Annotated in this window: 21 protein-coding genes and 1 pseudogene; 8 read left to right on the forward strand and 14 right to left on the reverse strand. The window is 59.0% G+C overall.

The annotated features are described in order from the left end of the window. Positions 1–373: 373 nt before the first annotated feature. From msrQ to mrcB, 9 genes are all read right to left on the reverse strand, one after another. Complete coding sequence (gene msrQ / locus CFE47_RS28130; RefSeq protein ID WP_286842033.1) at positions 374–994, reverse strand: protein-methionine-sulfoxide reductase heme-binding subunit MsrQ; 621 nt, start codon at positions 992–994, stop codon at positions 374–376. Next, positions 994–2,007, reverse strand: a complete 1,014-nt coding sequence (gene msrP, locus CFE47_RS28135) for a protein-methionine-sulfoxide reductase catalytic subunit MsrP (protein WP_286842035.1) — start codon at positions 2,005–2,007, stop codon at positions 994–996. Before msrP ends, msrQ begins: the two co-directional genes overlap by 1 nt. Positions 2,008–2,070: 63 nt before the next feature. Then, positions 2,071–2,928 (reverse strand): CDP-diacylglycerol--serine O-phosphatidyltransferase, encoded by an 858-nt coding sequence (pssA, locus tag CFE47_RS28140; RefSeq protein WP_185708460.1) that lies wholly within the window; start codon positions 2,926–2,928, stop codon positions 2,071–2,073. Positions 2,929–3,071: 143 nt separating this feature from the next. Next, positions 3,072–4,088, reverse strand: a complete 1,017-nt coding sequence (gene ilvC, locus CFE47_RS28145) for a ketol-acid reductoisomerase (protein WP_003194132.1) — start codon at positions 4,086–4,088, stop codon at positions 3,072–3,074. A 47-nt stretch (positions 4,089–4,135) separates the two neighbouring features. Continuing rightward, entirely contained in the window at positions 4,136–4,627 is a 492-nt protein-coding gene (ilvN, locus tag CFE47_RS28150; RefSeq protein ID WP_003176102.1) for an acetolactate synthase small subunit, read from the reverse strand. Positions 4,628–4,629: 2 nt separating this feature from the next. Then, complete coding sequence (locus CFE47_RS28155) at positions 4,630–6,354, reverse strand: acetolactate synthase 3 large subunit (protein WP_286842037.1); 1,725 nt, start codon at positions 6,352–6,354, stop codon at positions 4,630–4,632. A 431-nt stretch (positions 6,355–6,785) separates the two neighbouring features. Then, positions 6,786–7,115 carry a YqcC family protein gene (locus tag CFE47_RS28160; RefSeq protein ID WP_185708462.1) on the reverse strand — a complete coding sequence of 110 codons (330 nt, stop codon included), beginning with the start codon at positions 7,113–7,115 and terminating at the stop codon, positions 6,786–6,788. Then, positions 7,115–7,849, reverse strand: coding sequence for a tetratricopeptide repeat protein (locus CFE47_RS28165; RefSeq protein WP_286842039.1), 735 nt, complete (start codon positions 7,847–7,849; stop codon positions 7,115–7,117). Before CFE47_RS28165 ends, CFE47_RS28160 begins: the two co-directional genes overlap by 1 nt. 16 nt (positions 7,850–7,865) lie before the next feature. Then, positions 7,866–10,190 (reverse strand): penicillin-binding protein 1B, encoded by a 2,325-nt coding sequence (gene mrcB, locus CFE47_RS28170; RefSeq protein WP_286842041.1) that lies wholly within the window; start codon positions 10,188–10,190, stop codon positions 7,866–7,868. Positions 10,191–10,308: 118 nt separating this feature from the next. Here mrcB and CFE47_RS28175 point away from each other — a divergent pair, with 118 nt between their 5' ends. The 3 genes from CFE47_RS28175 (at position 10,309) to CFE47_RS28185 (ending at position 12,777) form a co-directional block, all read left to right on the forward strand. Continuing rightward, on the forward strand, positions 10,309–11,865 hold the full coding sequence (locus CFE47_RS28175) for a bifunctional aminoglycoside phosphotransferase/ATP-binding protein (RefSeq protein ID WP_286842043.1): 1,557 nt from the start codon (positions 10,309–10,311) through the stop codon (positions 11,863–11,865). Positions 11,866–11,957: 92 nt separating this feature from the next. Beyond that, the gene (locus CFE47_RS28180; RefSeq protein ID WP_185708466.1) at positions 11,958–12,302 is read left to right on the forward strand and encodes a pentapeptide repeat-containing protein; all 345 of its coding nucleotides are present in this window, start codon (positions 11,958–11,960) and stop codon (positions 12,300–12,302) included. Positions 12,303–12,504: 202 nt separating this feature from the next. Further along, positions 12,505–12,777, forward strand: a complete 273-nt coding sequence (locus CFE47_RS28185) for a TfoX/Sxy family protein (protein ID WP_185708467.1) — start codon at positions 12,505–12,507, stop codon at positions 12,775–12,777. Between the two features lie 258 nt (positions 12,778–13,035). On the opposite strand, the gene CFE47_RS28190 is transcribed toward CFE47_RS28185, so the two are convergent. The 3 genes from CFE47_RS28190 to CFE47_RS28200 are packed head-to-tail and all read right to left on the reverse strand — an operon-like array spanning position 13,036 to position 15,715. Beyond that, positions 13,036–13,803, reverse strand: a complete 768-nt coding sequence (locus tag CFE47_RS28190; protein ID WP_286842046.1) for a heme ABC transporter ATP-binding protein — start codon at positions 13,801–13,803, stop codon at positions 13,036–13,038. Continuing rightward, positions 13,803–14,840, reverse strand: a complete 1,038-nt coding sequence (locus CFE47_RS28195) for a FecCD family ABC transporter permease (protein WP_185708469.1) — start codon at positions 14,838–14,840, stop codon at positions 13,803–13,805. The genes CFE47_RS28190 and CFE47_RS28195 overlap by 1 nt, the downstream gene beginning before the upstream one ends. Beyond that, positions 14,837–15,715 carry a heme/hemin ABC transporter substrate-binding protein gene (locus tag CFE47_RS28200; protein ID WP_286842049.1) on the reverse strand — a complete coding sequence of 293 codons (879 nt, stop codon included), beginning with the start codon at positions 15,713–15,715 and terminating at the stop codon, positions 14,837–14,839. The genes CFE47_RS28195 and CFE47_RS28200 overlap by 4 nt, the downstream gene beginning before the upstream one ends. 156 nt (positions 15,716–15,871) lie before the next feature. Between CFE47_RS28200 and CFE47_RS28205 the strand changes: the two genes are divergently transcribed. Then, positions 15,872–16,189 (forward strand): Rieske (2Fe-2S) protein, encoded by a 318-nt coding sequence (locus CFE47_RS28205; protein WP_286842051.1) that lies wholly within the window; start codon positions 15,872–15,874, stop codon positions 16,187–16,189. Here CFE47_RS28205 and sfsA read toward each other — a convergent pair. Next, positions 16,186–16,896 carry a DNA/RNA nuclease SfsA gene (sfsA, locus tag CFE47_RS28210; RefSeq protein ID WP_286842053.1) on the reverse strand — a complete coding sequence of 237 codons (711 nt, stop codon included), beginning with the start codon at positions 16,894–16,896 and terminating at the stop codon, positions 16,186–16,188. The genes CFE47_RS28205 and sfsA overlap by 4 nt on opposite strands. Next, positions 16,896–18,070 (reverse strand): annotated as a pseudogene (locus tag CFE47_RS28215) (pyridoxal phosphate-dependent aminotransferase). The gene sfsA and the pseudogene CFE47_RS28215 overlap by 1 nt, the downstream one beginning before the upstream one ends. A gap of 320 nt (positions 18,071–18,390) precedes the next feature. On the opposite strand from CFE47_RS28215, the gene dksA reads away from it, so the two are divergent. From dksA to CFE47_RS28235, 4 genes are all read left to right on the forward strand, one after another. Continuing rightward, positions 18,391–18,834 (forward strand): RNA polymerase-binding protein DksA, encoded by a 444-nt coding sequence (gene dksA, locus CFE47_RS28220; RefSeq protein ID WP_025857127.1) that lies wholly within the window; start codon positions 18,391–18,393, stop codon positions 18,832–18,834. 83 nt (positions 18,835–18,917) lie between these two features. Then, positions 18,918–19,805 (forward strand): tRNA glutamyl-Q(34) synthetase GluQRS, encoded by an 888-nt coding sequence (gene gluQRS / locus CFE47_RS28225; RefSeq protein WP_286842056.1) that lies wholly within the window; start codon positions 18,918–18,920, stop codon positions 19,803–19,805. A 62-nt stretch (positions 19,806–19,867) separates the two neighbouring features. After that, positions 19,868–20,044, forward strand: a complete 177-nt coding sequence (locus tag CFE47_RS28230) for a hypothetical protein (RefSeq protein WP_003176118.1) — start codon at positions 19,868–19,870, stop codon at positions 20,042–20,044. Next, positions 20,028–22,982 (forward strand): sensor histidine kinase, encoded by a 2,955-nt coding sequence (locus tag CFE47_RS28235; protein WP_185708475.1) that lies wholly within the window; start codon positions 20,028–20,030, stop codon positions 22,980–22,982. Before CFE47_RS28230 ends, CFE47_RS28235 begins: the two co-directional genes overlap by 17 nt. The last annotated feature ends 12 nt before the right edge of the window (positions 22,983–22,994 follow it).

Here is a 22,994-nt window from a genome sequence, read left to right on the forward strand (position 1 = left end):
CTCCACAAGCACCCACACGAATTGCTTGATTCAGTTGTTAAAGAGCGGCTGGTTAAGATCTTTCGTCTCAACCGAGGCGCGCATTCTACAGCAGCCTCATTTGCTGTCAAGTGATTATTTTCAGAAGTTTTCGAAGATTTCTTCAACAACTTCAACCACTTGCGCTTCCGATCACTCGTTAGCGGGAGGCGAATTCTACAGCGTTACACGCTGCTGTCAACACCTCTTTTTCAACTTCCTGCGAGCTTCGATGAACTGAAGCAACTGACTGCCGAAACCTACATAACTCATTGTTTACCAAGGAGTTTTCCGTCTCGACTGCGCCGGAAGTGGGGCGAATTATAGGCCTCCAGAATCTGCCGTCAACCTTTAATTACGCTTTTGTTGCAGAAGGTGATTTTCTGGCAATTAGCCGTGGAATTCGGCGCATCACTGGCGGTAACCGCAGGATCAGCAGCAACACTCCTATAGAGGCATAGATGGCCCACTCCTTCAGATCAGCCCGCACGATCCACAACATATGCAGCAAACCAAGGCCGAGAACCGCATATACCAGGCGATGCAGCTTCTTCCAGCGATTCCCCAAGCGTCGCTGGCTATAGCGATTTGAAGTAATCGCCAACACCAGAAGCGAGAAGAAACCCAGCGCCCCGACAATAATGTAAGGCCGCTTACGCAACTCCACTCCCAACTGCGACCAGTCGAGCCCAAGCACGAACACACAATAAGCTGCCAGATGCAGCACCACATAAGCAAAGCACCACAGCCCCAACTGCCGGCGCACCGCTATCCATCCCGGCCAGCCGCTCAGCTTTTGCAGCGGCGTCATTGCGAGAGTGATCAGCAACAGAATCAACGTACCCAGGCCTAACCGATCCACCAGCACTTTGCCCGGATCAGGCCCCAGAGCAGAACTCCACGCTTCAAATAGCCAGAACAACGGCCATATCGCCGCAGCAATAAAGACGCTAACGCGCCACATGGGATAGCGCATCAATAGTTCTTCCGCAGATCAAGGCCGGCATAAAGAGAGGCGACCTCATCCGAGTAGCCATTGAACATCTGCGTTTCACGCACATTGGGACTGAACAGACCGCTCGGCAAGCGACGCTCCCTTGCCTGGGTCCAACGAGGGTGATCAACCGTAGGGTTCACATTCGCGTAAAACCCATACTCATCGGCCGCAATACTTTGCCAAGTGGTTTTCGGCTGCTCGCTCACGAGACTGATCCGCACGATGGACTTCACACTCTTGAAACCGTACTTCCATGGCACCACGAGCCGCAGCGGCGCGCCGTTCTGATTCGGTAGCTCGCGCCCATACATACCTACGGCAAGAATGGCCAAAGGATTCATTGCCTCATCCAAACGCAGCCCTTCTACATAGGGCCAGTCAATCAAGCCGAAACTGGAGCGCTGCCCCGGCATACTTTTGGGATCCTGCAGCGTCTCAAAGCGAATGTATTTAGCCTTTGACGTTGGCTCGACCTGCTTGAGCAATGCGGAGATAGGGAAACCGATCCAAGGGATGACCATCGACCACGCTTCGACGCAGCGCAAACGGTAGACTCGTTCTTCCAACTGATAAGGCTTCATGAAGTCTTCAAGGGCATAACGCCCAGGTTTTGCCACCTCTCCATCAATCACCACACTCCAGGGCTCGGTCTTGAGAGAACCCGCATTTGTTGCCGGGTCCCCCTTGCCTGTGCCGAACTCATAGAAGTTGTTGTAGTGGGTTGCGTCTTTGAAGGGGGTGATAGCCTCATCCTTGACCGTCACGGTCTGCCATTTGGTGGCCGGCAGCTTCTCGGCAAACCAGTTCGGCGCACTGCCTGGCTCGACATCGGCATAACGGGCGGCATCTTCAGCACTGGCCCAACGCGGCAAACTGCTGGCAGCGATACCGGCAAGCGCACCACCGAGCAAGCTGCGGCGAGAGAGGTAGAGGGATTCAGGGGTGACTTCCGATTCATGGCAATCGGATGATTTGGACAATTTGATTAGCATGGCAACTCCGCAGCATTGGAGAACTGATGCACCAATAGACTGCGGAGTATGAGGGAAATTACATTAAGACAATGTTTTGTCCCGACGCAGATGCAGCAAGTACTGAACCGGGCCCGAAGCCGCGTAGACCAAAAACGCCAGCAACAGGATCCGCGGTGGATCACTAAAGACCACAGCGAACACCAGTACCACTGCCAGGATCGCCACGAAAGGCACGCGCCCTTTCAGATCCAGCTCCTTGAAGCTGTTGTACTTGATATTGCTGACCATCAGCATACCTGCCGCCGCAACCATCAAGGCCACCAGGAACGACATCTTCGACCCCTGAATGCCGTAGTCGCTGAACGCCCAGACGATACCCGCCACCACACCCGCAGCGGCCGGGCTGGCTAGCCCGATGAAGTAGCGCTTGTCGGCTGTCCCCACCTGAGTATTGAAGCGGGCCAAACGCAAAGCGGCGCCCGCGACATAGATGAAGGCAACCATCCAACCTACCTTGCCCATATCACCCAGCGCCCAGGCAAACGCCAGTAGCGCTGGCGCGACACCAAAGGCAACCATGTCCGACAGCGAGTCGTACTCGGCACCAAAGGCACTTTGGGTGTTGGTCATCCGTGCCACACGACCATCAAGGCCATCCAGCACCATGGCGACGAAAATGGCGATGGCAGCAAACCCGAAGTATTTGCTGGCGCTCGCCGCATCCCCCGCTGCCAACGCGCTCTGGGCACTCATGGAGTTGATGATGGAATAGAAGCCGGCAAACAGGTTCGCCGTGGTGAACAGGTTTGGCAGAAGATAGATGCCACGATGCCGGACCTTGCGGCCTTCCGCGTCATGCCCTTCTTCGACATGCTCATCGATCGGTAGCAGGCTTTCGGCGTCAGAAGCCTGGCTTGGCTCTTCGGGACGTTCGCTCATGGACTTTACCTTGCAACGGTGTGAAAAAATTCGACAGGTACTTGCGGCGAGTGTTCGCCCGCAAACGATGCAGCTTTATACCAGAAGCGGCCCCCAAACGAAAAAACGCGGCCTAGGCCGCGTTTTTCCTTGATGCGTACGACTTAGTTTTTGGCTTTGTCGACGATCTTGTTGGCACCGATCCACGGCATCATGGAGCGCAGTTGCTCGCCGATGACTTCGATGCCGTGAGCGGCGTTGTTACGACGCTTGGCGGTCATCGAAGGGTAGCCGGTAGCGCCTTCGCTGATGAACATTTTGGCGTATTCGCCGTCCTGAATACGTTTCAGGGCGTTGCGCATGGCCTGGCGGGACTCGGCGTTGATTACTTCCGGACCAGTCACGTACTCGCCGTATTCAGCGTTGTTGGAGATCGAGTAGTTCATGTTGGCGATACCGCCTTCATACATGAGGTCAACGATCAGCTTCAGTTCGTGCAGGCATTCGAAGTAGGCCATTTCTGGCGCGTAGCCAGCTTCAACCAGGGTTTCGAAACCAGCTTTAACCAGCTCAACGGTACCGCCGCACAGAACGGCTTGCTCGCCGAACAGGTCGGTTTCGGTCTCGTCCTTGAAGGTGGTTTCGATGATGCCGGTACGACCGCCACCGACGCCAGCAGCGTAGGACAGCGCAACGTTCTTGGCATTGCCCGAAGCGTCCTGGTAGATCGCGATCAGGTCAGGGATACCGCCGCCTTTGACGAACTCGGAACGCACGGTATGACCCGGTGCTTTCGGCGCGATCATGATCACGTCGAGGTCAGCGCGTGGCACAACCTGGTTGTAGTGAATCGCGAAGCCGTGGGAGAAGGCCAAGGTGGCGCCTTTCTTGATGTTCGGCTCGATTTCGTTCTTGTACAGCGAGGACTGGAACTCGTCCGGGGTCAGGATCATGACCAGGTCGGCAGCCGCAACAGCGGAAGCAACGTCAGTTACTTTCAGGCCGTGGGCTTCTGCCTTGGCAACGGTAGCCGAGCCTTTACGCAGGCCAACGGTTACGTCAACGCCGGAATCTTTCAGGTTGCACGCTTGTGCGTGACCCTGGGAGCCGTAGCCGATGATGGCGACTTTCTTGCCCTGGATGATCGACAGGTCACAATCTTTATCGTAATAAACTTTCATGAGGTTCCTCTATATATCCAGGCCGTAAGGCCATTCGCTAATTTGGGTTAGATGCTGAGTACTTTGTCGCCACGGGCAATCCCGGTGACACCACTGCGTACCGTTTCCAGAATCGAGGCCGTCCCGATCGACTGGATGAAGCTGTCCAGCTTGTCGCTTGTACCGGTCAGTTGAACGGTATAAACGCTGGCGCTCACATCGACGATCTGCCCGCGATAAATGTCGGTAGTCCGTTTGATCTCGGCACGTTGGGCACCCGTGGCCTTGACCTTGACCAGCATCAGCTCGCGCTCGATGTGGGCACTTTCCGACAGGTCGACCAGCTTGACCACTTCGATCAGCTTGTTGAGGTTCTTGGTGATCTGCTCGATCACCTCATCGTGGCCCACGGTGGTCAACGTCAGGCGCGACAATGTCGGGTCTTCGGTCGGGGCCACGGTCAGGCTTTCGATGTTGTAGTTACGCTGCGAAAACAGGCCGACAACACGAGACAGAGCGCCGGGTTCGTTCTCCAGAAGCAGGGAGATAATGTGCCGCATGATTAAGTACGCTCCGTCTTGTTCAGCCACATGTCGCGCATAGAGCCGTCTTTGATCTGCATCGGGTAGACGTGCTCGCTGGTATCCACCTGAATATCAATGAATACCAAGCGGTCCTTCATGGCGAACGCCTCTTCCATCTTCGGCTTCAGATCTTTCAAATCGGTGATGCGAATGCCGACATGGCCATAGGCTTCAACCAGTTTGACGAAATCAGGCAGCGACTCCATGTAGGAATGGGAGTGACGGCTGTTGTAGCTCATGTCCTGCCACTGACGAACCATGCCCAGCACGCCGTTGTTCAAGCAGACGATCTTCACGGGAAGACCGTACTGCAAGCACGTCGACAGTTCCTGGATGTTCATCTGGATGCTGCCCTCACCGGTGACGCACGCGACGTCGGTGTCCGGGAAGCTCAGCTTCACGCCCATGGCCGCAGGGAAACCAAAGCCCATCGTGCCCAGACCACCGGAGTTGATCCAGCGGTTAGGCTTGTCGAACTTGTAGTACTGCGCGGCGAACATTTGGTGCTGGCCCACGTCGGAGGTCACAAAGGCATCGCCCTTGGTCACTTCGCACAGAGTCTCGATCACGGTTTGAGGCTTGATGATGCTGCCGTCGCCCTTGTCGTAAGGGAACAGGCCACGATCACCGCGCCATTCGTCGATCTGCTTCCACCAACTGGCAACCGATTCCTTGTTCGGCGCCTCACCGATGTCCTTGAGCGCAGCGACCATTTCGGTCAACACGCTTTCAACAGGCCCCACGATCGGCACGTCGGCCTTGATGGTCTTGGAGATGGACGCCGGGTCGATGTCGATATGGATGATCTTGGCATTCGGGCAGAACTTGCTCGCGCCATTGATCACGCGGTCATCGAAACGCGCGCCCACGGCCAGGATCACGTCGGCGTGGTGCATGGTCAGGTTGGCGGTGTAGCTGCCGTGCATGCCGAGCATGCCGACGAACTGACGGTCCGAGCCCGGAAATGCGCCGAGGCCCATCAGGGTGTTGGTTACCGGCAGGTTGAGCAACTTGGCCAGTTCGGTCAGCGGTGCAGAACCGCCGCCCAGAATCACGCCACCGCCCGAGTACAACACTGGCCGCTTGGCCGCCAGCAGCATTTCTGCGGCCTTGCGGATTTGGCCCGAGTGCCCACGCAGAGCCGGGCTGTAGGAGCGCAGCTTGGCTTTCTTCGGGAATACGTATTCGAATTTTTCAGCCGGGTTGGTCATGTCTTTCGGGATATCGACCACGACAGGGCCCGGGCGACCGGACTGCGCGAGGTAGAACGCCTTTTTCATGACTTCTGGAATTTCCGACGCATGCTTGATCATGAAGCTGTGTTTCACGATCGGCCGGGAGATACCGATCATGTCGGTTTCCTGGAATGCATCGGTACCGACCATGGTGCTTGCCACCTGGCCAGAAATGATCACCATCGGGATGGAGTCCATATACGCAGTCGCGATGCCGGTGATGGCATTGGTTGCGCCTGGGCCAGACGTTACCAGCACCACGCCGGCTTTACCGGTGGCACGGGCATAACCGTCAGCCATATGGGTCGCGGCCTGTTCGTGGCGAACCAGGATGTGGGTAACAGCCGGTTCCTTGAACAGTGCGTCGTAAACATGCAGCAGAGCACCACCTGGGTACCCGTAGATATAGTCGACGCCTTCGTCACGCAAAAAGCGGACGAGCATCTCACCGCCAGATAAAAGCTCCACGTTGTTCACCTCTAAAACGCCAGAATACCGTCCGTTGAAAACCGACGGGTCTTAATAGGTTTACTTCTCAACAGAGCATGAGCGACGGTGGTCGCCGACTACGTCAGCACTGACTGAGCAAGTATTGGGATCGTCCCAAGTGTTGCGGGCTTTTCCCACCCAGCGCGAGGTAACGCGTTGCGGGTGTAACAGGTCGGCGCGGATGTGCGCCTCATGATCTGCTGAGCGGGCCTGCTTCTGGCAGTCCCGATACAGCGGACTTTGGATTCTTCTGTTTCAGGCCCTTCAAGTCAAGCAATAATTGCGCTTTTTTCCAACTAAGCGCATGAGAACGTAGAAGAAAGGGCTTTGAGGAGGGATAAAACTCGCCTGAATGTCGTCAAGCGGTAGAAATGTGCGCAAGACTGCCGGAAAAACCGGCAGTCAGGCAATTAACGAGCGTCGACGATCAATTGGTCGAACTTTTTCAGCGCGTTACGCAAGCCGAGGCTCTCTTGCGGGCGATCGGCGTAGACCATTTCGGCCATTTCCATGATCCCCGACGCATTAGGCAGCGGCAGGTCCTGCTCAAGGATCTGCTTCATGCGCACCAGGAAGACCCATTGCAACCACTGATGGAAGTCCAAGGTGTCCACGGAAAACGGCTCAACGCTGCTGAGCGCCTCGACGCTGGGGGACACCTCGTCCCACCAGCCCTGTACGCGCAACTCACGCTCGATCAGCAATAACTGTTCGGCAATCGCGGGAAAACGCTCATCCATCAGTAGCTGACCTTACCTTTTTGCCGCGCCTGGGCGGCACCGGCAGCATCACCTTGCGCGGCACGTGCGTCACCGATCAAAGCCCACAGATTGGCTTGCAGGTCAGGGCGACCATTGGCCAGGGTCAGGCCGCGACGAGCAAATTGCTCTGCTTGTGGAGCATCACCCTGAGCCATGCGCACCTGGGCCAGACGATACAGCACCTGCGGCTCGCGCGGTGCAACGCGCTGGGCACGTTCAAGGCTCGACGAGGCGCCATTCAAGTCGCCGCCCGCCTGCTGTTGCTGGGCAGTGGTGAGTAGGGCCAGTACCGGACCGTCCAATTGCTCATCAGCCGACAGGCCGCCGGAGTTGGACGACGACGGGATACCACTCGGCGTCGACGGCATGTTGTAGGTACCTTGGTTGATCGGCGCCGTTTGAATCGGCGTGGAATCGATCGGCCCCGATGTGCTTGGCCCAGGGGTCCACGGTTCGGCGCTGATCGGCGCGGCGGTGGCTGCACCACCGCCCGGCACCATAACCACCACGCCAGAATCCTGAGGAACGGCTTGCGGCTTAGCCTGGGCTGGACGATTGGTCACGGTTTGGCGGAAACCGCCGTTGGCCGAAATTCGATCGTTGTTGGAGACGGCCGTGCTCGAGTCCACCACGGGAATGGAACCGCGCTGCACACTGGAGCAACCACTGAGCAAAGCCAGAGCTGTCATAGCTGGAAACAACCACTTGTTCACGTGAAACCCTCTTTGCTTAATTCATCCAGCCCTTGACCCAATCCATCACCGATTCCGCGTCAGCAGGCGCACTGCCACCGCACGCGGCGCCGGGTGGCGGCTCGCTGCCGCGAATATACGGCATCTGTACTGCGCCCGGACAGTTGGCATCGGAGCCCTGCCCTGTGTGCGGATCGATCCAGGCCTGCACGATGTTATCCGGCTGCGGCATGTTCAACGGCAACGGATCGGCCTTGCGCATGAAACTGGTCCAGACCTGCAGTGCACCGGTCGCACCGGTAAATGGCGTCTTGCCGTTGTCGTCACGGCCCATCCAGACCACCGCCAGTACATCCTGGCCGAAACCTGCGAACCAACTGTCGCGCGAGTCGTTACTCGTACCGGTCTTGCCTGCCAGCGTCAGGTTCGACGGGAGGACCTTGTAGACCGAACTGCCGGTACCTTCACGCATCACGCGTTGCATGGCGTTCTGGATCAGGTAGATGGAACCCGCATCGAAACGCTGCTGGATCTGGAACGGATAACGCTTGAGCGGCTCGCCCTCGGCGGTCAGTACACTGCGGATCCCACGCATCGGGGTGTTGAAACCACCGTTGGCGAGGGTCTGGTACATGGTTGCCACTTCCATCGGCGTCATCGCACCGGCACCCAGCAGGATCGATGGAAAAGCCGGGAATTCACGTGTGATGCCCAGTCGACCCAAGGTTTTCAGCACGTTCGGCACACCCACTTCCAGCCCAAGGCGCGATGTGGAAATGTTGTAGGAATGCGCCAACCCTTGGTACAGGAACACCGTGCCGTGGGAACGGCGATCGAAGTTCTGTGGCGTCCACACCTGGCCGTCAGCGCCCTTCACCGACAATGGATCGTCGGACAGCCAACTGGTCAGGGTGTACTTGCTCGGTTTTTCCAAGGCTGTCAGATAAACCGCCGGCTTGACCAACGAGCCAATCGGCCGCACTGCATCCAGCGCCCGGTTGAAGCCGGCGAAACTGGCCAGGCGGCTGCCCACCAGGGCCTGGACTTCGCCGGTTTCCGGGTTGGTCACGACCATGGCCGCTTCCACTTCGTCAGCGCCTTTACGGCCAGTCATACGTTTGAAGGTGTCGTTGACCGACGCCTCGGCTTTCATCTGCAGGATCGGGTCAAAACTGGTGAAGATCCGCAGGCCTTCTTCGGTCAAGTCTTCGTCGCGGTAGTCTTCACGCAATTGGCGTTTGACCAGGTCGATAAAGCCCGGGAAGGAACTGTCCGCCAGCTTGCCGCGAGTGGTGACGCCCAGCGGCATCTTCTTCGCCGCCGCCACTTGCTCAGCCGTGGCAACGCCCTGCTGCTCAAGAACATCGAGTACCAGGTTACGGCGCTCCAGCGCACGCTCCGGGTTACGGCGCGGGTTGTAGTAGGACGGCCCCTTGACCATCCCTACCAACAACGCGACTTGATGGAGCTTCAATTCGGAAAGCGGTTGACCAAAGAAGAACTGGCTGGCCAAGCCGAAACCGTGCACCGCGCGCTGGCCATCCTGGCCGACGAATACCTCGTTGAGGTACGCCTCAAGGATTTCCTGCTTGCTGTAGTGCATCTCCAGCAGCATCGCCATCATGGCTTCGGTGAGTTTACGGGTGAGACTGCGCTCATTGGTCAGGTAGAAGTTCTTGACCAATTGTTGCGTCAACGTGCTGCCGCCCTGGGTCATCTTGCCGCCGGAAGTGTTTACCCAGATAGCGCGCGCGATCGACTTCGGCGAAACGCCCCAGTGGCTGTAGAAATCGCGGTCTTCCACGGCAACCAAGGTTTCCAGCAGATACGGCGGCACCTGATCGAGTTTGATCAGGATGCGATCTTCAAGGTTCTTCGGGTAAATACCGCCGATCATCAGCGGTTCCAGGCGTACCACCGGCAGTTTCGAGCCATTGAGCGACGAGAGCTCAGCCACATAGTCGCCGGAGAAGCGCACACGAACAGGCTGGGCTTTTTCCAGCCCCTCATAGAACTGGAAACCGCGCGTGTTCAGGTCAACGGTATTACCGCTGACAGCTGCGGCGCCCGGGCCATTGCTTACAGGCTCACGACGGTAGCCGAGGGCATCGAGTTCGGTGAGGAAGTCATCCTTGCTCAGCTTCTGGCCGGTGAACAGTTCCAGCGGGCGTGCATACACCTTGGCCGGAATGGTCCAGCGCTTGCCGGAGAACTTCTCCTGGACCACAGCGTCGAGGTACACCGCGAAGCCAGCGAGCACCACAAGGCCAACCAGGCCGAGCTTGAGCGCCCAGCCCAGCCACGGGCGCAGGCCGCGGGAAGGAGGTTTTTTACGGGAACGGGGGGATCGGGTTCGAGTCATGGCGGCGGATTATACGCACTTTATTGACGATCAACATGAACCGGACAGCGGTTTGCACGGCTGGCGTCAGCAGCCATAATGCCTGCCATGATTTCCCCCAGACTCTGAAGGATCGCCCGTGAGCCAGTCCCTGATCGCAGCCCTGCAAAACCCGGCTTTATACCCTCACCCGGTTGAAGCGTTCCACGTTATCGAAACCCATATTTCCTGGGTCGTACTGACCGGTCCTTACGCTTATAAACTGAAGAAGCCGATGAATTTCGGCTTTCTGGATTTCACCTCCCTGGAGGATCGCGGTCACTTCTGCAACGAAGAACTGCGCCTCAACCAACGCCTGACCGAAGATTTGTATCTTGAAGTGTTGCCGATTACCGGCACGGCCGAAGCACCGCAATTGGGCGGCGAAGGCCCGGTGATCGAATACGCACTCAAGATGCGCCAGTTCCCACAAAGCCAGTTGCTCAGCACCCTGCAAGCCAACGGCGAACTGACCAGTGCGCACATCGATGAGATGGCCAAGCAAATCGCGCACTTCCACCTCACCGCGCCGAAAGTCCCACAGGACCACCCAGCAGGCACACCGGACGAAGTGATGGCGCCGGTACGGCAGAACTTCGACCAGATCCGCCCATTCCTCAGCGACAAGGCCGACCTGATTCAACTTGAAGCGCTGCAAGCGTGGGCCGAAAGTAGCTTCGAGCGCCTCAAGCCGCTGCTGGTACAGCGCAAGCTGGACGGCTTCACCCGTGAATGCCACGGCGATATCCACCTGGGCAATGCCACCGTGATCGACGGCAAGGTCGTGATTTTCGACTGCATCGAGTTCAACGAACCGTTCCGCTTTACCGATGTGTACGCCGACACCGGCTTCCTGGCGATGGACCTGGAAGACCGTGGCCTCAAGTCGTTGGCTCGCCGCTTCATCAGCCAATACCTGGAGCTGACCGGCGACTATCAAGGCCTCGAAGTACTGAACTTCTATAAGGCCTACCGCGCCCTGGTACGCGCCAAGATCGCGCTGTTCAGCATGCCGGGCGATGCAAGCCCCGTGCAACGCGCCACCAGCCTGCGCCAGTACCGCAACTACGCCAACCTGGCGGAAAGCTACAGCACCATTCCATCGCGCTTCCTGGCAATTACTCACGGCGTTTCGGCTGTCGGCAAGAGCCAGGTTGCCATGCGCCTGGTAGAAGCACTGGGGGCCGTACGCCTGCGCTCGGATGTAGAGCGTAAGCGTCTGTTCGGCGAGCAGCAGGTTGAAAACACGCCACAGGCCGGTATCTATGCGGCCGATGCCAGCGCAGCCACCTACGCTCGCCTGAATGAAATTGCCGATACCGTACTGCGCGCCGGCTTCCCGGTGGTACTGGATGCCACCTTCCTGAAACGTGCACAGCGCGACGCCGCAGCCAAAGTTGCCGAAGCGACTGGCGCGCCGTTCCTGATCCTGGATTGCAACGCGCCGCAAGCCGTTATCGCCAGTTGGTTTGCGCAACGTCAGGCGGATAAAAACGATCCGTCTGACGCAACACTGACCGTCATTGAAGAGCAGCAGGCGAATCGCGAGCCGCTGACAGCCGAGGAGCTACTGCTCAGCAAGCGCGTCGAAACCAACGAAAGCGGGACTCTCGACGCTTTGGTCGCGCATATTCGCCAGCATCTGCCAGGCCTGTAAGAAAAATTTCTTGGGCGTGCTGCCTACTAAGGCACACGCCTCAGGAATAGTGGCACTATAATGGCGTCATAAATCCAACAGGAGTCGCCGTCATGAGTCAGCCTAAGCTTCTTGATACCCCGCTCTACTCGCTCCTGCATAAAGACGATATTCGCGGTTTCAACCAGGAACGGCCAAAGGACGGCGTCATCGACATGCGCGGTGGCGACTTTCGCGGGTTGGACCTGCGCGAACTGAATGCCACAGGTGTGGACTTCACGGATGCGTACTTCCGTTCCGCCGACCTGCGCGGCCTGGACCTTCGCGATTGCTCATTGGAAGGCGCCAGCCTGGCCCATGCGCAAATCTCGGGCACCTATTTCCCGCCTGAACTGACCGCCGATGAGATCCTCATGTCCGTCAATTTCGGCACTCGCCTGCGCTACCGCACCAAGTAACCACCGTTGTTCAAGCCCCGGCTACGCTAAGGCGTGCCGGGCTTTGCGCCTGCCTTCCGTCAAAATCCCCGCGCCATTCTTATAAGCTTTTAGGCCGTTCCCGACCAAAGAACTGCACTTTTCCTACTGAGCGCTACACTCCTGTTCAGGCTTGCCTGGTCACGATTCCCACCGAACCATTCGGCCGTCGCAAGGAGCCTTGATGAACGATGAGCTGCAACACCTGAAAAACCTCGGCAAGACGTCAGCACAGTGGCTGCATGCGGTGGGCATCCACAGTGCATCCGACTTACGTCGCCTGGGAGCGGTTGATGCCTACCGCGCCGTGCGAACACGCGGGTTCCGGGCATCGAAAGTGCTGCTGTATGCAATCGAAGGGGCTTTGATGGATGTGCACTGGAACGACATTCCTGCCGAGCGCAAGGAAGCATTGAACCGTCAATTGGACGCTATTGCGGCGCGGCAGAAAAATTAAATTGGCGACCACAGCCAGCATTTACAGGCATCGCAAACAAGCGTTTGGCAAAAGTAGAAAACAGTGCAAAAACAAATGTTGACTCTCAAATGAGAATCGTTATGATTATCACAACTGGTCGCGAGATCAGCCGATAACTGAAAGACCATTGGTTCGGACTCTCAGATTATCTCCTCATCAGGCTAATCACGGTTATTTGACCCGGCTCTTGCCGGGTCTTTTTTTGCCCGTAGAAAACTGCCATTTAAATGGCCGGCGTCAACGCGCAATGATCAGCGGGTGCCCTCGCTCCGGATGCGCCTGCACCAGCACATCCAAGCCAAATACGGCCTTCAGCGGTTCAGGCCGCATGACGTGCACTGGCGTATCCAACGCATGGGGACGCCCCTCTTCCAGTAACAGAATGCGGTCGCAGTAACGAGCCGCCAGATTCAGGTCATGGAGAATGACCAGCACCGCTGCGCCACGATCGGCAAAGGAACGGATGGCCTGCAGGGTTGTGTGCTGGTGTAACGGATCAAGCATCGACGTCGGTTCATCCAGCAGCAACGTCTGCCCCGCCTCACCTGGCCACAACTGCGCCAACACTCGCGCCAGGTGCACGCGCTGGCGCTCGCCGCCAGACAATGCCAGGTAACTACGGCCACTCAAGTGCCCGACATCTGCCGCCTGCAAGGCTGCCTCAATGATTTCATCGTCCCGCATGCGCCCGGTTTGATGAGGCAAACGCCCCATACCCACCACCTCTTCGACCCGGAAAGCGAAATCCAATGTCGAGGTTTGTGGCAATACCGCTAGACGTTGCGCTCGCTGCACCCCACCCCATTCACTCAACGGCCGCTGGTCCAACAACACACCGCCCTGATCCGGCTGCAACTCACCACACAACGCCCCCAGCAATGTGCTCTTGCCCGCACCATTAGGCCCCAGCACACCGAGCACTTCGCCAGGCAATAGATCCAGGGTGACATCCGCCAATACGATTTTTCGGCCGCGACGGATCTGCAGTTCTTCCACGCGCAACATCAGGCACGCCCCCGCAACAACAGGTAAAGAAAAAATGGCGCACCGATAAATGCGGTGACGATTCCGATAGGCAGCTCAGCCGGTGCCAAGGCAAGCCGAGCGACCAAATCAGCGAACAACAACAGGCTCGCCCCCGCCAACACCGATGCGGGCAACAGCACGCGATGATCCGGCCCGGCCAGCAATCGCACCAAATGCGGCACCACCAATCCCACAAAGCCAATCATGCCCGCCGCTGCCACCGCCGCCCCTACACCCAGGGCCGTGCAGAACACCAACTCACGCTTGAGCCCTTCAACATCGATCCCCAGGTGACTGGCCTCCGACTCGCCAAGCAACAGTGCATTCAGCGCTTTGGCCCGACGCGGCAACCACAGCGCCACACCGGCACTCACCAGCAACAGCGGCCATAGCCGTGAGTAGCTGGCGCCGTTGAGGCTGCCCAGGTTCCAGAACGTCAGGGTCCGCAGGGTGGCGTCATCCGCCAGGTAGGTGAACAGGCCCACCGCCGAACTGGCGAGCGCCGTAAGGGCAATACCGGCCAGCAACATGGTCGCGACATTGGTCTGGCCGTTGCGCCGTCCCAGCCGATAGACCAGCGCCGTTACGCCCAACCCACCCAGAAACGCACACAGCGACAGAAGGTAAGGCCCAAGCGCATCCGGCAACCCACCAAAATACGAACCGCCGACAATCGCAATCGCCGCGCCAAGCGCCGCGCCACTGGACACCCCGACCAGCCCCGGATCCGCCAACGGATTACGGAATAGCCCCTGCATCGCTACGCCCGACAGCGCCAGTACGCCGCCGACGGCCAGCCCCAGCAATGTGCGCGGCAAACGAATCTGCCCCAAAATCAGCTCCGCCTGCTCCAACCCTTGCGCCTCGATTGGCATACCCATCAAGCGCAAGGCCGCCCTGAGCGTATCCAGCAGCGGCAGGCTAACGGGCCCAAGTGCCAATGAAAGCCAGATTGCCAATACGCACAACAGCGCCAGCCCGATAAACAAGGTTCGCGGTTTAACCAGAGAGGTCATGGGGCAGGCTTAGCTTGGGACGGATAAAACCCGGCAGACAATGTGACAAGGCTTTGCGGCAGGCGCGGCCCCAAGCCACCGACCAGCAATGTGGGGTCCAGCTCAAACACCCGCCCGCTCTTGGCAGCAGGCGTCGAGGCCAGGATAGGATTCTCCTTGAACAGGGCCGCACGCGCCGCGTCACCGGTCAGGGCACGGTCGGCAAACACCAGCACATCAGGGCTCAACCCCGCCAGCGACTCCACCGAAAACGGCTTGTATCCGCTATGGGTCGCCAGGTTATGCCCACCTGCTTGCTGCAACACCCAATCAGCGGCCGTGTCCTTACCGGCGATCAGCGGTTTGCCGCCAGCGTGACCGAGCAACAGCAATACACCCGGCGCCTTTTGCGTGGCCTGCGCCTTGGCGACCCAGCGTTTCTGCTGATCGAGCGCCTGCTCATATCCGCTGAACAATTCGTCGGCCTTGGCCTCGCTGCCCAGCAGCTTGCCCAAGTGTTGAAGGTTGCCTTTCAGCGTCGGCAAGTCCGGTTGCGCCGAAAACATTTCAACCTGCACGCCCGCACTGCGAATCTGCGCCAATACCGGCGGCGGTCCCATTTCTTCGGTGCCCACCAGCACCTGCGGACGCAGGCTCAATATGCCCTCGGCGGACAACTGCCGCTGATAGCCGATGCTCGGCAGCGCCTTGAGCGACTCGGGATGCTGACTGGTGGTATCGACCCCTACCAGCTTCGACTCGCCGCCCAGGGCCGTCACCCACTCAGACAGCGCGCCACCAGCACTCACCCAGCGTTGTGGCAGTTCAGAGGCTTGTGCCCCATGGTTGACCAGCAGTCCGACAACAAGCGCAATAGCGCTGGCACTCAGGCGCATAACAGGGTTTCCTTCCAAGGGCAGGGCCGCTCAAGCGCTCATCGATGTGACAGATAACGTCTGCCTGGCATCGTATTGAGCGCCCAGGCGGCCAGTGGGCGAAGCCGGCATTTGATAATTGTTTGCATTTGAACGTCAAGGCACTTAAGGATTGAAATGAAGTTTCTCTGCTCCTCCGACACCCTCGCGCCAGACAGCAGCCTTGGTTTTGAAATCGATGGTTGCAAATTGTTGGCGGTGCGCCGGGACGGTGTTGCCTACTTCTATATCAACCGCTGCCCCCATCGCAGCATTCCGCTGGAATGGCAGCCCGACCACTTCCTCGATTCAAGTGCCAGCCTGATCCAGTGCGCCACGCACGGCGCATTGTTCCTGATCGAAAGTGGCGAATGCATTTCCGGCCCGTGCGCTGGCCAAAACCTCACCGCCCTGCGCGGCCGTGAAGATGCACAGGGCTTGTGGGTAGAACTCTAGTCGAGCAACACGTCCAGCCGCCGATCAACGCAGACTTCTTCAGGTGTCACCCGCACGCCATACGCCAACACCTCCACGCCTGCAGCCTTGGCCTCACGCAATGCCGCTGCGTAGCCGGCATCGATTTCCACGGCAGGGCGCACCGCATCAATCCCCGAAAGATTCACGCAGTACAACTGCACCGCCCGCACACCGTCGCGCGCAAGATGGGCTAGCTCCCGCAGGTGCTTGGCGCCGCGCTGAGTGACTGCATCGGGGAAGGCTGCCACTGGGGAGCCGTCAAAGCCAAGGGTTACGCTTTTGACTTCGACATAAGCGGCACCGTCCGGGTAATCCAGGCGAAAATCGATGCGGCTGTTTTCCTGGCCGTAAGGCACCTCACGCTTCAACGCGGTAAAACCATTGAGCTCCGTGATCCCCCCCGCGCGCAGGGCCTCTTCGACCAGCTGATTGGCCCGCGCAGTGTTGACACAGGCCAACCGTCCCTGGGGCGTCTCGGCGATCTCCCAAGTACCTGGCAGCTTGCGCTTGGGGTCATTGGAGCGGCTGAACCAGACTTGCCCACCCTCAACCATGCAATTGAGCATCGAGCCGGTGTTAGGACAGTGAATAGTGAGCAACTCACCGGTAATGGTTTCAATATCGGTAAGAAAACGCTTGTAGCGGCGAATCAGCCGGCCTTCTTCGAGGGGAGGATGAAAGCGCATCAGCCTTGCCAACTCTGCAAGCCACGAGCGATTCGTTCAACCGCCTCCTGTAGCCGATTGAGGTTTTGCGTGTAGGCAAACCGCACATGATGACCGGCTTGGTAGCGGCCAAAATCCAACCCTGGGGTAAAGGCAACGTGCTCGGTTTCGAGGAAGTGTCGGCAGAACGCGAAGGCATCACCGCCGAACTTGCTGATATCAGCGTATAAATAAAACGCCCCTTCCGGCTCGACGGCGATGCCGAAGCCCAGCTCGCGCAACGCCGGCAGCAAGAAGTCGCGCCGACGGCCGAACTCGGCGCGGCGCTCTTCGAGGATGCTCAGGGTTTGCGGGGTAAAACAGGCCAACGCCGCATATTGGGCCATGCTTGGCGCGCTGATGTAGAGGTTCTGCGCCAACTTCTCCAGCTCCCCGACTGCGGCTGGCGGTGCCACCAACCAACCCAGGCGCCAGCCGGTCATGCCGAAATACTTCGAAAAACTATTTAGGACGAAGGCGTCATCATCCACTTCCAGCACACTGGCGGCATCGGTGCCGTAGGTGAGGCCGTGGTAAATCTCGTCCACCACTAGGTGGCCGTTACGCGCCTTGATTGCGCCCGACAGCCCAGCCAATTCGTCACGAGTGAGAATGGTGCCCGTCGGGTTGGCCGGGGACGCGACCAGCGCGCCGACGCTGTCTTGGTTCCAATGTTTGGCCACCAGGTCAGCGGTCAGTTGATAGCGCACATCGGGGCCCACCGGCACCAGTTGTGCCGCGCCCTCCACCAGCCGCAGAAAATGCCGATTTTACACGGGTAACCCGGATCGGCCAGCAGCCAGTGTTTGCCTGGGTCGACCAGCAGGCTGCTGGCCAACAGCAACGCGCCCGAGCCGCCTGGCGTGATCAGGATGCGCTCGGGGTCAATGTTCAACCCGTAACGTTGCTGGTAGAAGCCGCTGATGGCTTCGCGCAACTCCGGTAAGCCACGGGCAGCGGTGTAGCGGGTCTTGCCGTTGGCCAGTGCGGCCTGGCCCGCCTGGATGATCGGCTCGGCCGTGGTGAAATCCGGCTCGCCGATTTCCAGATGGATCACATCATGGCCGGCCGCCTGCAGCTCGTTGGCACGCGCCAGCAGCGCCATGACATGAAAAGGTTCGATGGCGCGACTGCGCGCACTGTAGGGCTGGACCATTAGCCTTCCTTAACGGTGAGGACAAAAACAGGATTCTACCGAACCCTCACGGTAAAACATGTTCTATTGCCTGCTCGGCCGTCCCAGATGAACCGAGCAAGCGCCTGCAAAACGACTAAAATCAACATTCGAGACGATTCATACCCAGCCACGACGGGCCGCTTGCGTTTGCGACCTGGGGGGCATGGGCCTCGACAACCGGGAGTGGCGCACCCCGAATCTATCTGGTAAGTTCGCCCGCTTGCAGCCGCAGGGCCGGCAGGTGTCGGTGACGTTGCAATCCTGCGCAATGGATTAGAAGAGTGAGAGGCGGTCTATTCATGTCCACCCAAGCAAAGCAACAGCAGACTCAAGGCCTCAATGGCTTCGAACCTTACGTAGAGAAGAAAGGTGAGGAGTACATGGGCGAGCCCATGCGCGAGCACTTCACCAAGATCCTGAACAAGTGGAAACAGGACTTGATGCAGGAGGTCGACCGTACGGTTGACCATATGAAGGACGAAGCAGCCAACTTCCCTGATCCGGCCGACCGTGCGAGCCAGGAAGAAGAATTCGCCCTTGAACTGCGCGCCCGTGATCGCGAGCGCAAGTTGATCAAGAAGATCGACAAGACGCTGCAGCTGATCAAGGACGAAGAATACGGCTGGTGCGAGTCTTGCGGCGTCGAGATCGGTATCCGTCGCCTGGAAGCCCGCCCAACCGCGGACCTCTGCGTAGACTGCAAGACCTTGGCTGAAATCAAGGAAAAACAGGTCGGCAAGTAATCCTTCCGAGCTGAGCGAATGGGGCGTACCAACGCCCCATTTTTGTTTCTGGCGTTTACCGATTTTCCAGTAGTATCCGGCCCATGACAGCCTCTACCTATATCGGGCGCTTCGCCCCTACGCCCAGCGGCCATTTGCATTTTGGCTCCCTGGTTGCTGCCCTCGCCTCCTACCTCGACGCCCGCGCCAACCAAGGTCGCTGGCTGATGCGTATGGAAGACCTCGACCCTCCCCGCGAAGAACCTGGTGCCCAGGCGGCGATTCTGCACGCCCTGGAAAGCTACGGCTTTGAGTGGGACGGGGAACTGGTCCGACAGAGCGAGCGGCATGATGCCTACGCCAAGGTGCTGAACGATATGTTCAACCATGGCCTGGCTTACGCCTGCACTTGCTCGCGCAAGCAGTTGGAACCCTATAACGGCATCTATCCCGGCCTATGCCGCAATGCCGGGCATGACCAGCAAGACGCCGCCATCCGTTTGCGTGTACCGGAGCTGGAATACCACTTTACTGACCGCGTGCAGGGCGAATTCCGACAGCACTTGGGCCGCGATATAGGCGACTTCATCATCCGTCGCCGTGATGGCCTGTACGCCTATCAACTCGCCGTGGTCCTCGACGATGCATGGCAAGGTGTTACCGACATCGTGCGCGGCGCTGACCTGCTGGACTCCACGCCCCGCCAACTCTACCTGCAAGAACTGCTGGGCCTGCGCCAACCGCGTTACCTGCACGTGCCGTTGATCATCCAGCCCGACGGTAACAAGTTGGGCAAGTCCTACCGCTCCCCGCCGTTGACACCCGACCAAGCCACGCCTTTGCTGTTGAGAGCCTTGCGTGCCCTCGGCCAACAAGCCGGCGATGAACTGCTACACGCCAACCCACGGGAACTGCTGGATTGGGGCATCGCGCACTGGGATGCAACACTGATCCCGCGCACACTCACGCTGGCCGAAGCGCAATTGAGCTGAAGCCCCTTGCAGCTTGCCAAGCATCCGTTACCATCGCCGCAGTTTTTCAATCAGAGGCCAACATGTACATCTATCGATTGGTCCTGCTGCTGGTCGTCGGGATCTACCTGTTTTCTCCCGCCATCATGGATTGGTGGATCGACGCCACGGGCGCCTGGTATCGCCCTTATCTGCTGTGGTTGATCCTGATCGTCGTGACTTTCATCCTGCAGAGCCAAAAAGATGCCGATGAGCTTTAGCCTCACCCAGATGCTGCTCGTCAGCGCTGCCTACCTGGCTGCGTTGTTCGGGGTGGCTTGGATCAGTGAGCGTGGGATGATCCCGCGGGCGATCATTCGCCATCCGTTGACGTACACCTTGTCCCTCGGCGTATATGCCAGCGCCTGGGCGTTCTATGGCACGGTGGGCCTGGCCTATCAATATGGCTATGGCTTTCTCTCCAGCTACCTCGGCGTATCCGGTGCGTTTTTGCTGGCCCCAGTGTTGCTGTACCCGATCCTGAAAATCACCCGCACCTATCAGCTGTCGTCCCTGGCCGACCTGTTTGCCTTCCGCTTTCGCAGCACCTGGGCCGGCGCACTGACCACGGTGTTCATGCTGATCGGCGTGCTGCCGTTGTTGGCGCTACAGATCCAGGCAGTGGCCGACTCCATCAGTATCCTCACCCGCGAACCCGTGCAGCATCGCGTCGCGCTGGCCTTTTGCGCGCTGATCACGTTGTTCACGATTTTCTTCGGTTCGCGCCACATCGCCACCCGTGAAAAACACGAAGGTTTGGTCTTCGCGATTGCTTTCGAGTCGGTCATCAAGCTGATAGCCATCGGTGGCGTCGGCCTCTACGCGCTCTACGGCGTGTTCGACGGCCCGCAGCAACTGGAACTGTGGCTGCTGCAGAACCAGACCGCCCTCGCCGCCTTGCATACTCCGCTGCAGGAAGGCCCGTGGCGCACCCTGCTGCTGGTGTTCTTCGCCTCGGCGATTGTGATGCCGCACATGTATCACATGACCTTCACCGAGAACCTCAACCCGCGCTCGCTGGTCAGCGCCAGCTGGGGCCTGCCCCTGTTCCTGCTGCTGATGAGCCTGGCGGTACCGCTAATCTTGTGGGCTGGCCTGAAACTGGGCGCCACCACCAACCCCGAATACTTCACCCTGGGCATCGGCATCGCCGCCAATAGCCCGGCCCTGGCGATGCTGGCGTATGTCGGCGGTCTGTCGGCGGCCAGCGGCTTGATTATCGTCACAACGTTGGCGCTGTCAGGCATGGCCCTCAACCACCTGGTACTGCCGCTGTACCAGCCGCCCGCTGAGGGCAATATCTACCGCTGGTTGAAATGGACGCGCCGAGCACTGATCGTCGCGATCATCATGGCCGGCTACGGGTTCTACCTGCTGCTGGGCGCGGGCCAGGACCTGGCCAACCTGGGCATCGTCGCGTTTGTCGCCACCTTGCAATTCCTGCCAGGCGTGTTGTCGGTGCTGTACTGGCCGACGGCCAATCGTCGTGGCTTTATCGCCGGGCTGCTGGCGGGGATCCTGGTGTGGATCGTGACCATGCTGCTGCCGCTGGTCGGCAACCTGCAGGGTTTCTACATCCCGCTGCTGAACATGATCTACGTGCTGGACGACACCAGTTGGCACATGGCGGCCATTGCGTCGCTGGCCGCCAACGTGCTGATGTTCACCCTGATCTCGCTGTTCACCAACGCCAGCCCCGAAGAAACCAGCGCCGCCGAGGCCTGCGCGGTTGATAACGTGCGCCGCCCACAACGCCGCGAACTGCATGCCGCCTCGCCCCAGGAGTTTGCCACGCAACTGGCCAAGCCGCTCGGCGCCAAGGCCGCGCAAAAAGAAGTCGAACAGGCATTGCGCGACCTCTACTTGCCCTTTGACGAACGCCGCCCGTATGCGCTGCGTCGCCTGCGCGACCGTATCGAAGCCAACCTGTCAGGGCTGATGGGTCCCAGCGTGTCCCAAGACATGGTGGAAACCTTCCTGCCCTACAAGGCCGGTGGCGAAAACTACGTGACCGAAGACATCCACTTCATCGAGAGCCGCCTGGAGGACTACCACTCGCGCCTTACCGGCCTTGCAGCCGAACTCGATGCCCTGCGCCGCTACCACCGCCAGACCCTGCAGGAATTGCCGATGGGCGTCTGCTCCCTGGCCAAGGATCAGGAGATCCTGATGTGGAACAAGGCCATGGAAGAACTCACCGGCATCGCCGCGCAACGGGTCGTCGGTTCGCGTCTTAATACTCTGGGCGAGCCGTGGAAGGAGCTTCTGCAAGGCTTCATCAACCTGCCCGACGAACACTTGCACAAACAACACCTGGCCCTCGACGGCCAGACGCGCTGGCTGAACCTGCACAAAGCGGCCATCGACGAGCCACTTGCCCCTGGCAACAGTGGGTTGGTATTGCTGGTGGAAGACCTGACCGAAACCCAGATGCTGGAAGACAAGCTGGTGCACTCCGAGCGCCTGGCCAGCATTGGTCGCCTCGCAGCCGGTGTAGCCCATGAGATCGGCAACCCGATCACCGGTATCGCGTGCCTCGCGCAGAACCTGCGGGAAGAACGCGAGGAAGACGGCGAAATCACCGAGATCAGCGGGCAAATCCTTGAGCAGACCAAGCGTGTCTCGCGCATCGTGCAGTCACTGATGAGCTTCGCCCACGCCGGTGCGCATCAGAATCAGGATGAAGCTGTATGCCTGGCCGAAGTGGCGCAGGACGCCATTGGGCTGCTGGCCTTGAACCGGCGCAATTTCGAAGTACAGTTCTTCAATTTGTGCGACCCGGAACACTGGGTCGACGGCGACTCGCAACGCCTGGCCCAAGTGCTGATCAACTTGCTGTCCAACGCCCGTGATGCAACCCCGGCCGGTGGCGCGGTACGTGTCAAGACCGAGGCTTTCGAGCATACGGTCGACCTGATCGTCGAAGACGAAGGCAGCGGCATTCCACAGAACATCATGGACCGATTGTTCGAACCCTTCTTCACCACCAAGGACCCAGGTGAAGGTACTGGTCTGGGCCTTGCACTGGTCTATTCCATCGTTGAAGAGCATTATGGACAAATCACCATCGACAGCCCGGCTGACACCGAAAGCCAACGCGGCACCCGTATTCGGGTGACCTTGCCGCGTCATGTCGAAGCGACGTCCGCTGTGAACTGAGACCGTCGAGAG

The organism is Pseudomonas sp. PGPPP1, assembly GCF_002255865.1.
GTDB lineage: Bacteria > Pseudomonadota > Gammaproteobacteria > Pseudomonadales > Pseudomonadaceae > Aquipseudomonas > Aquipseudomonas cremoris.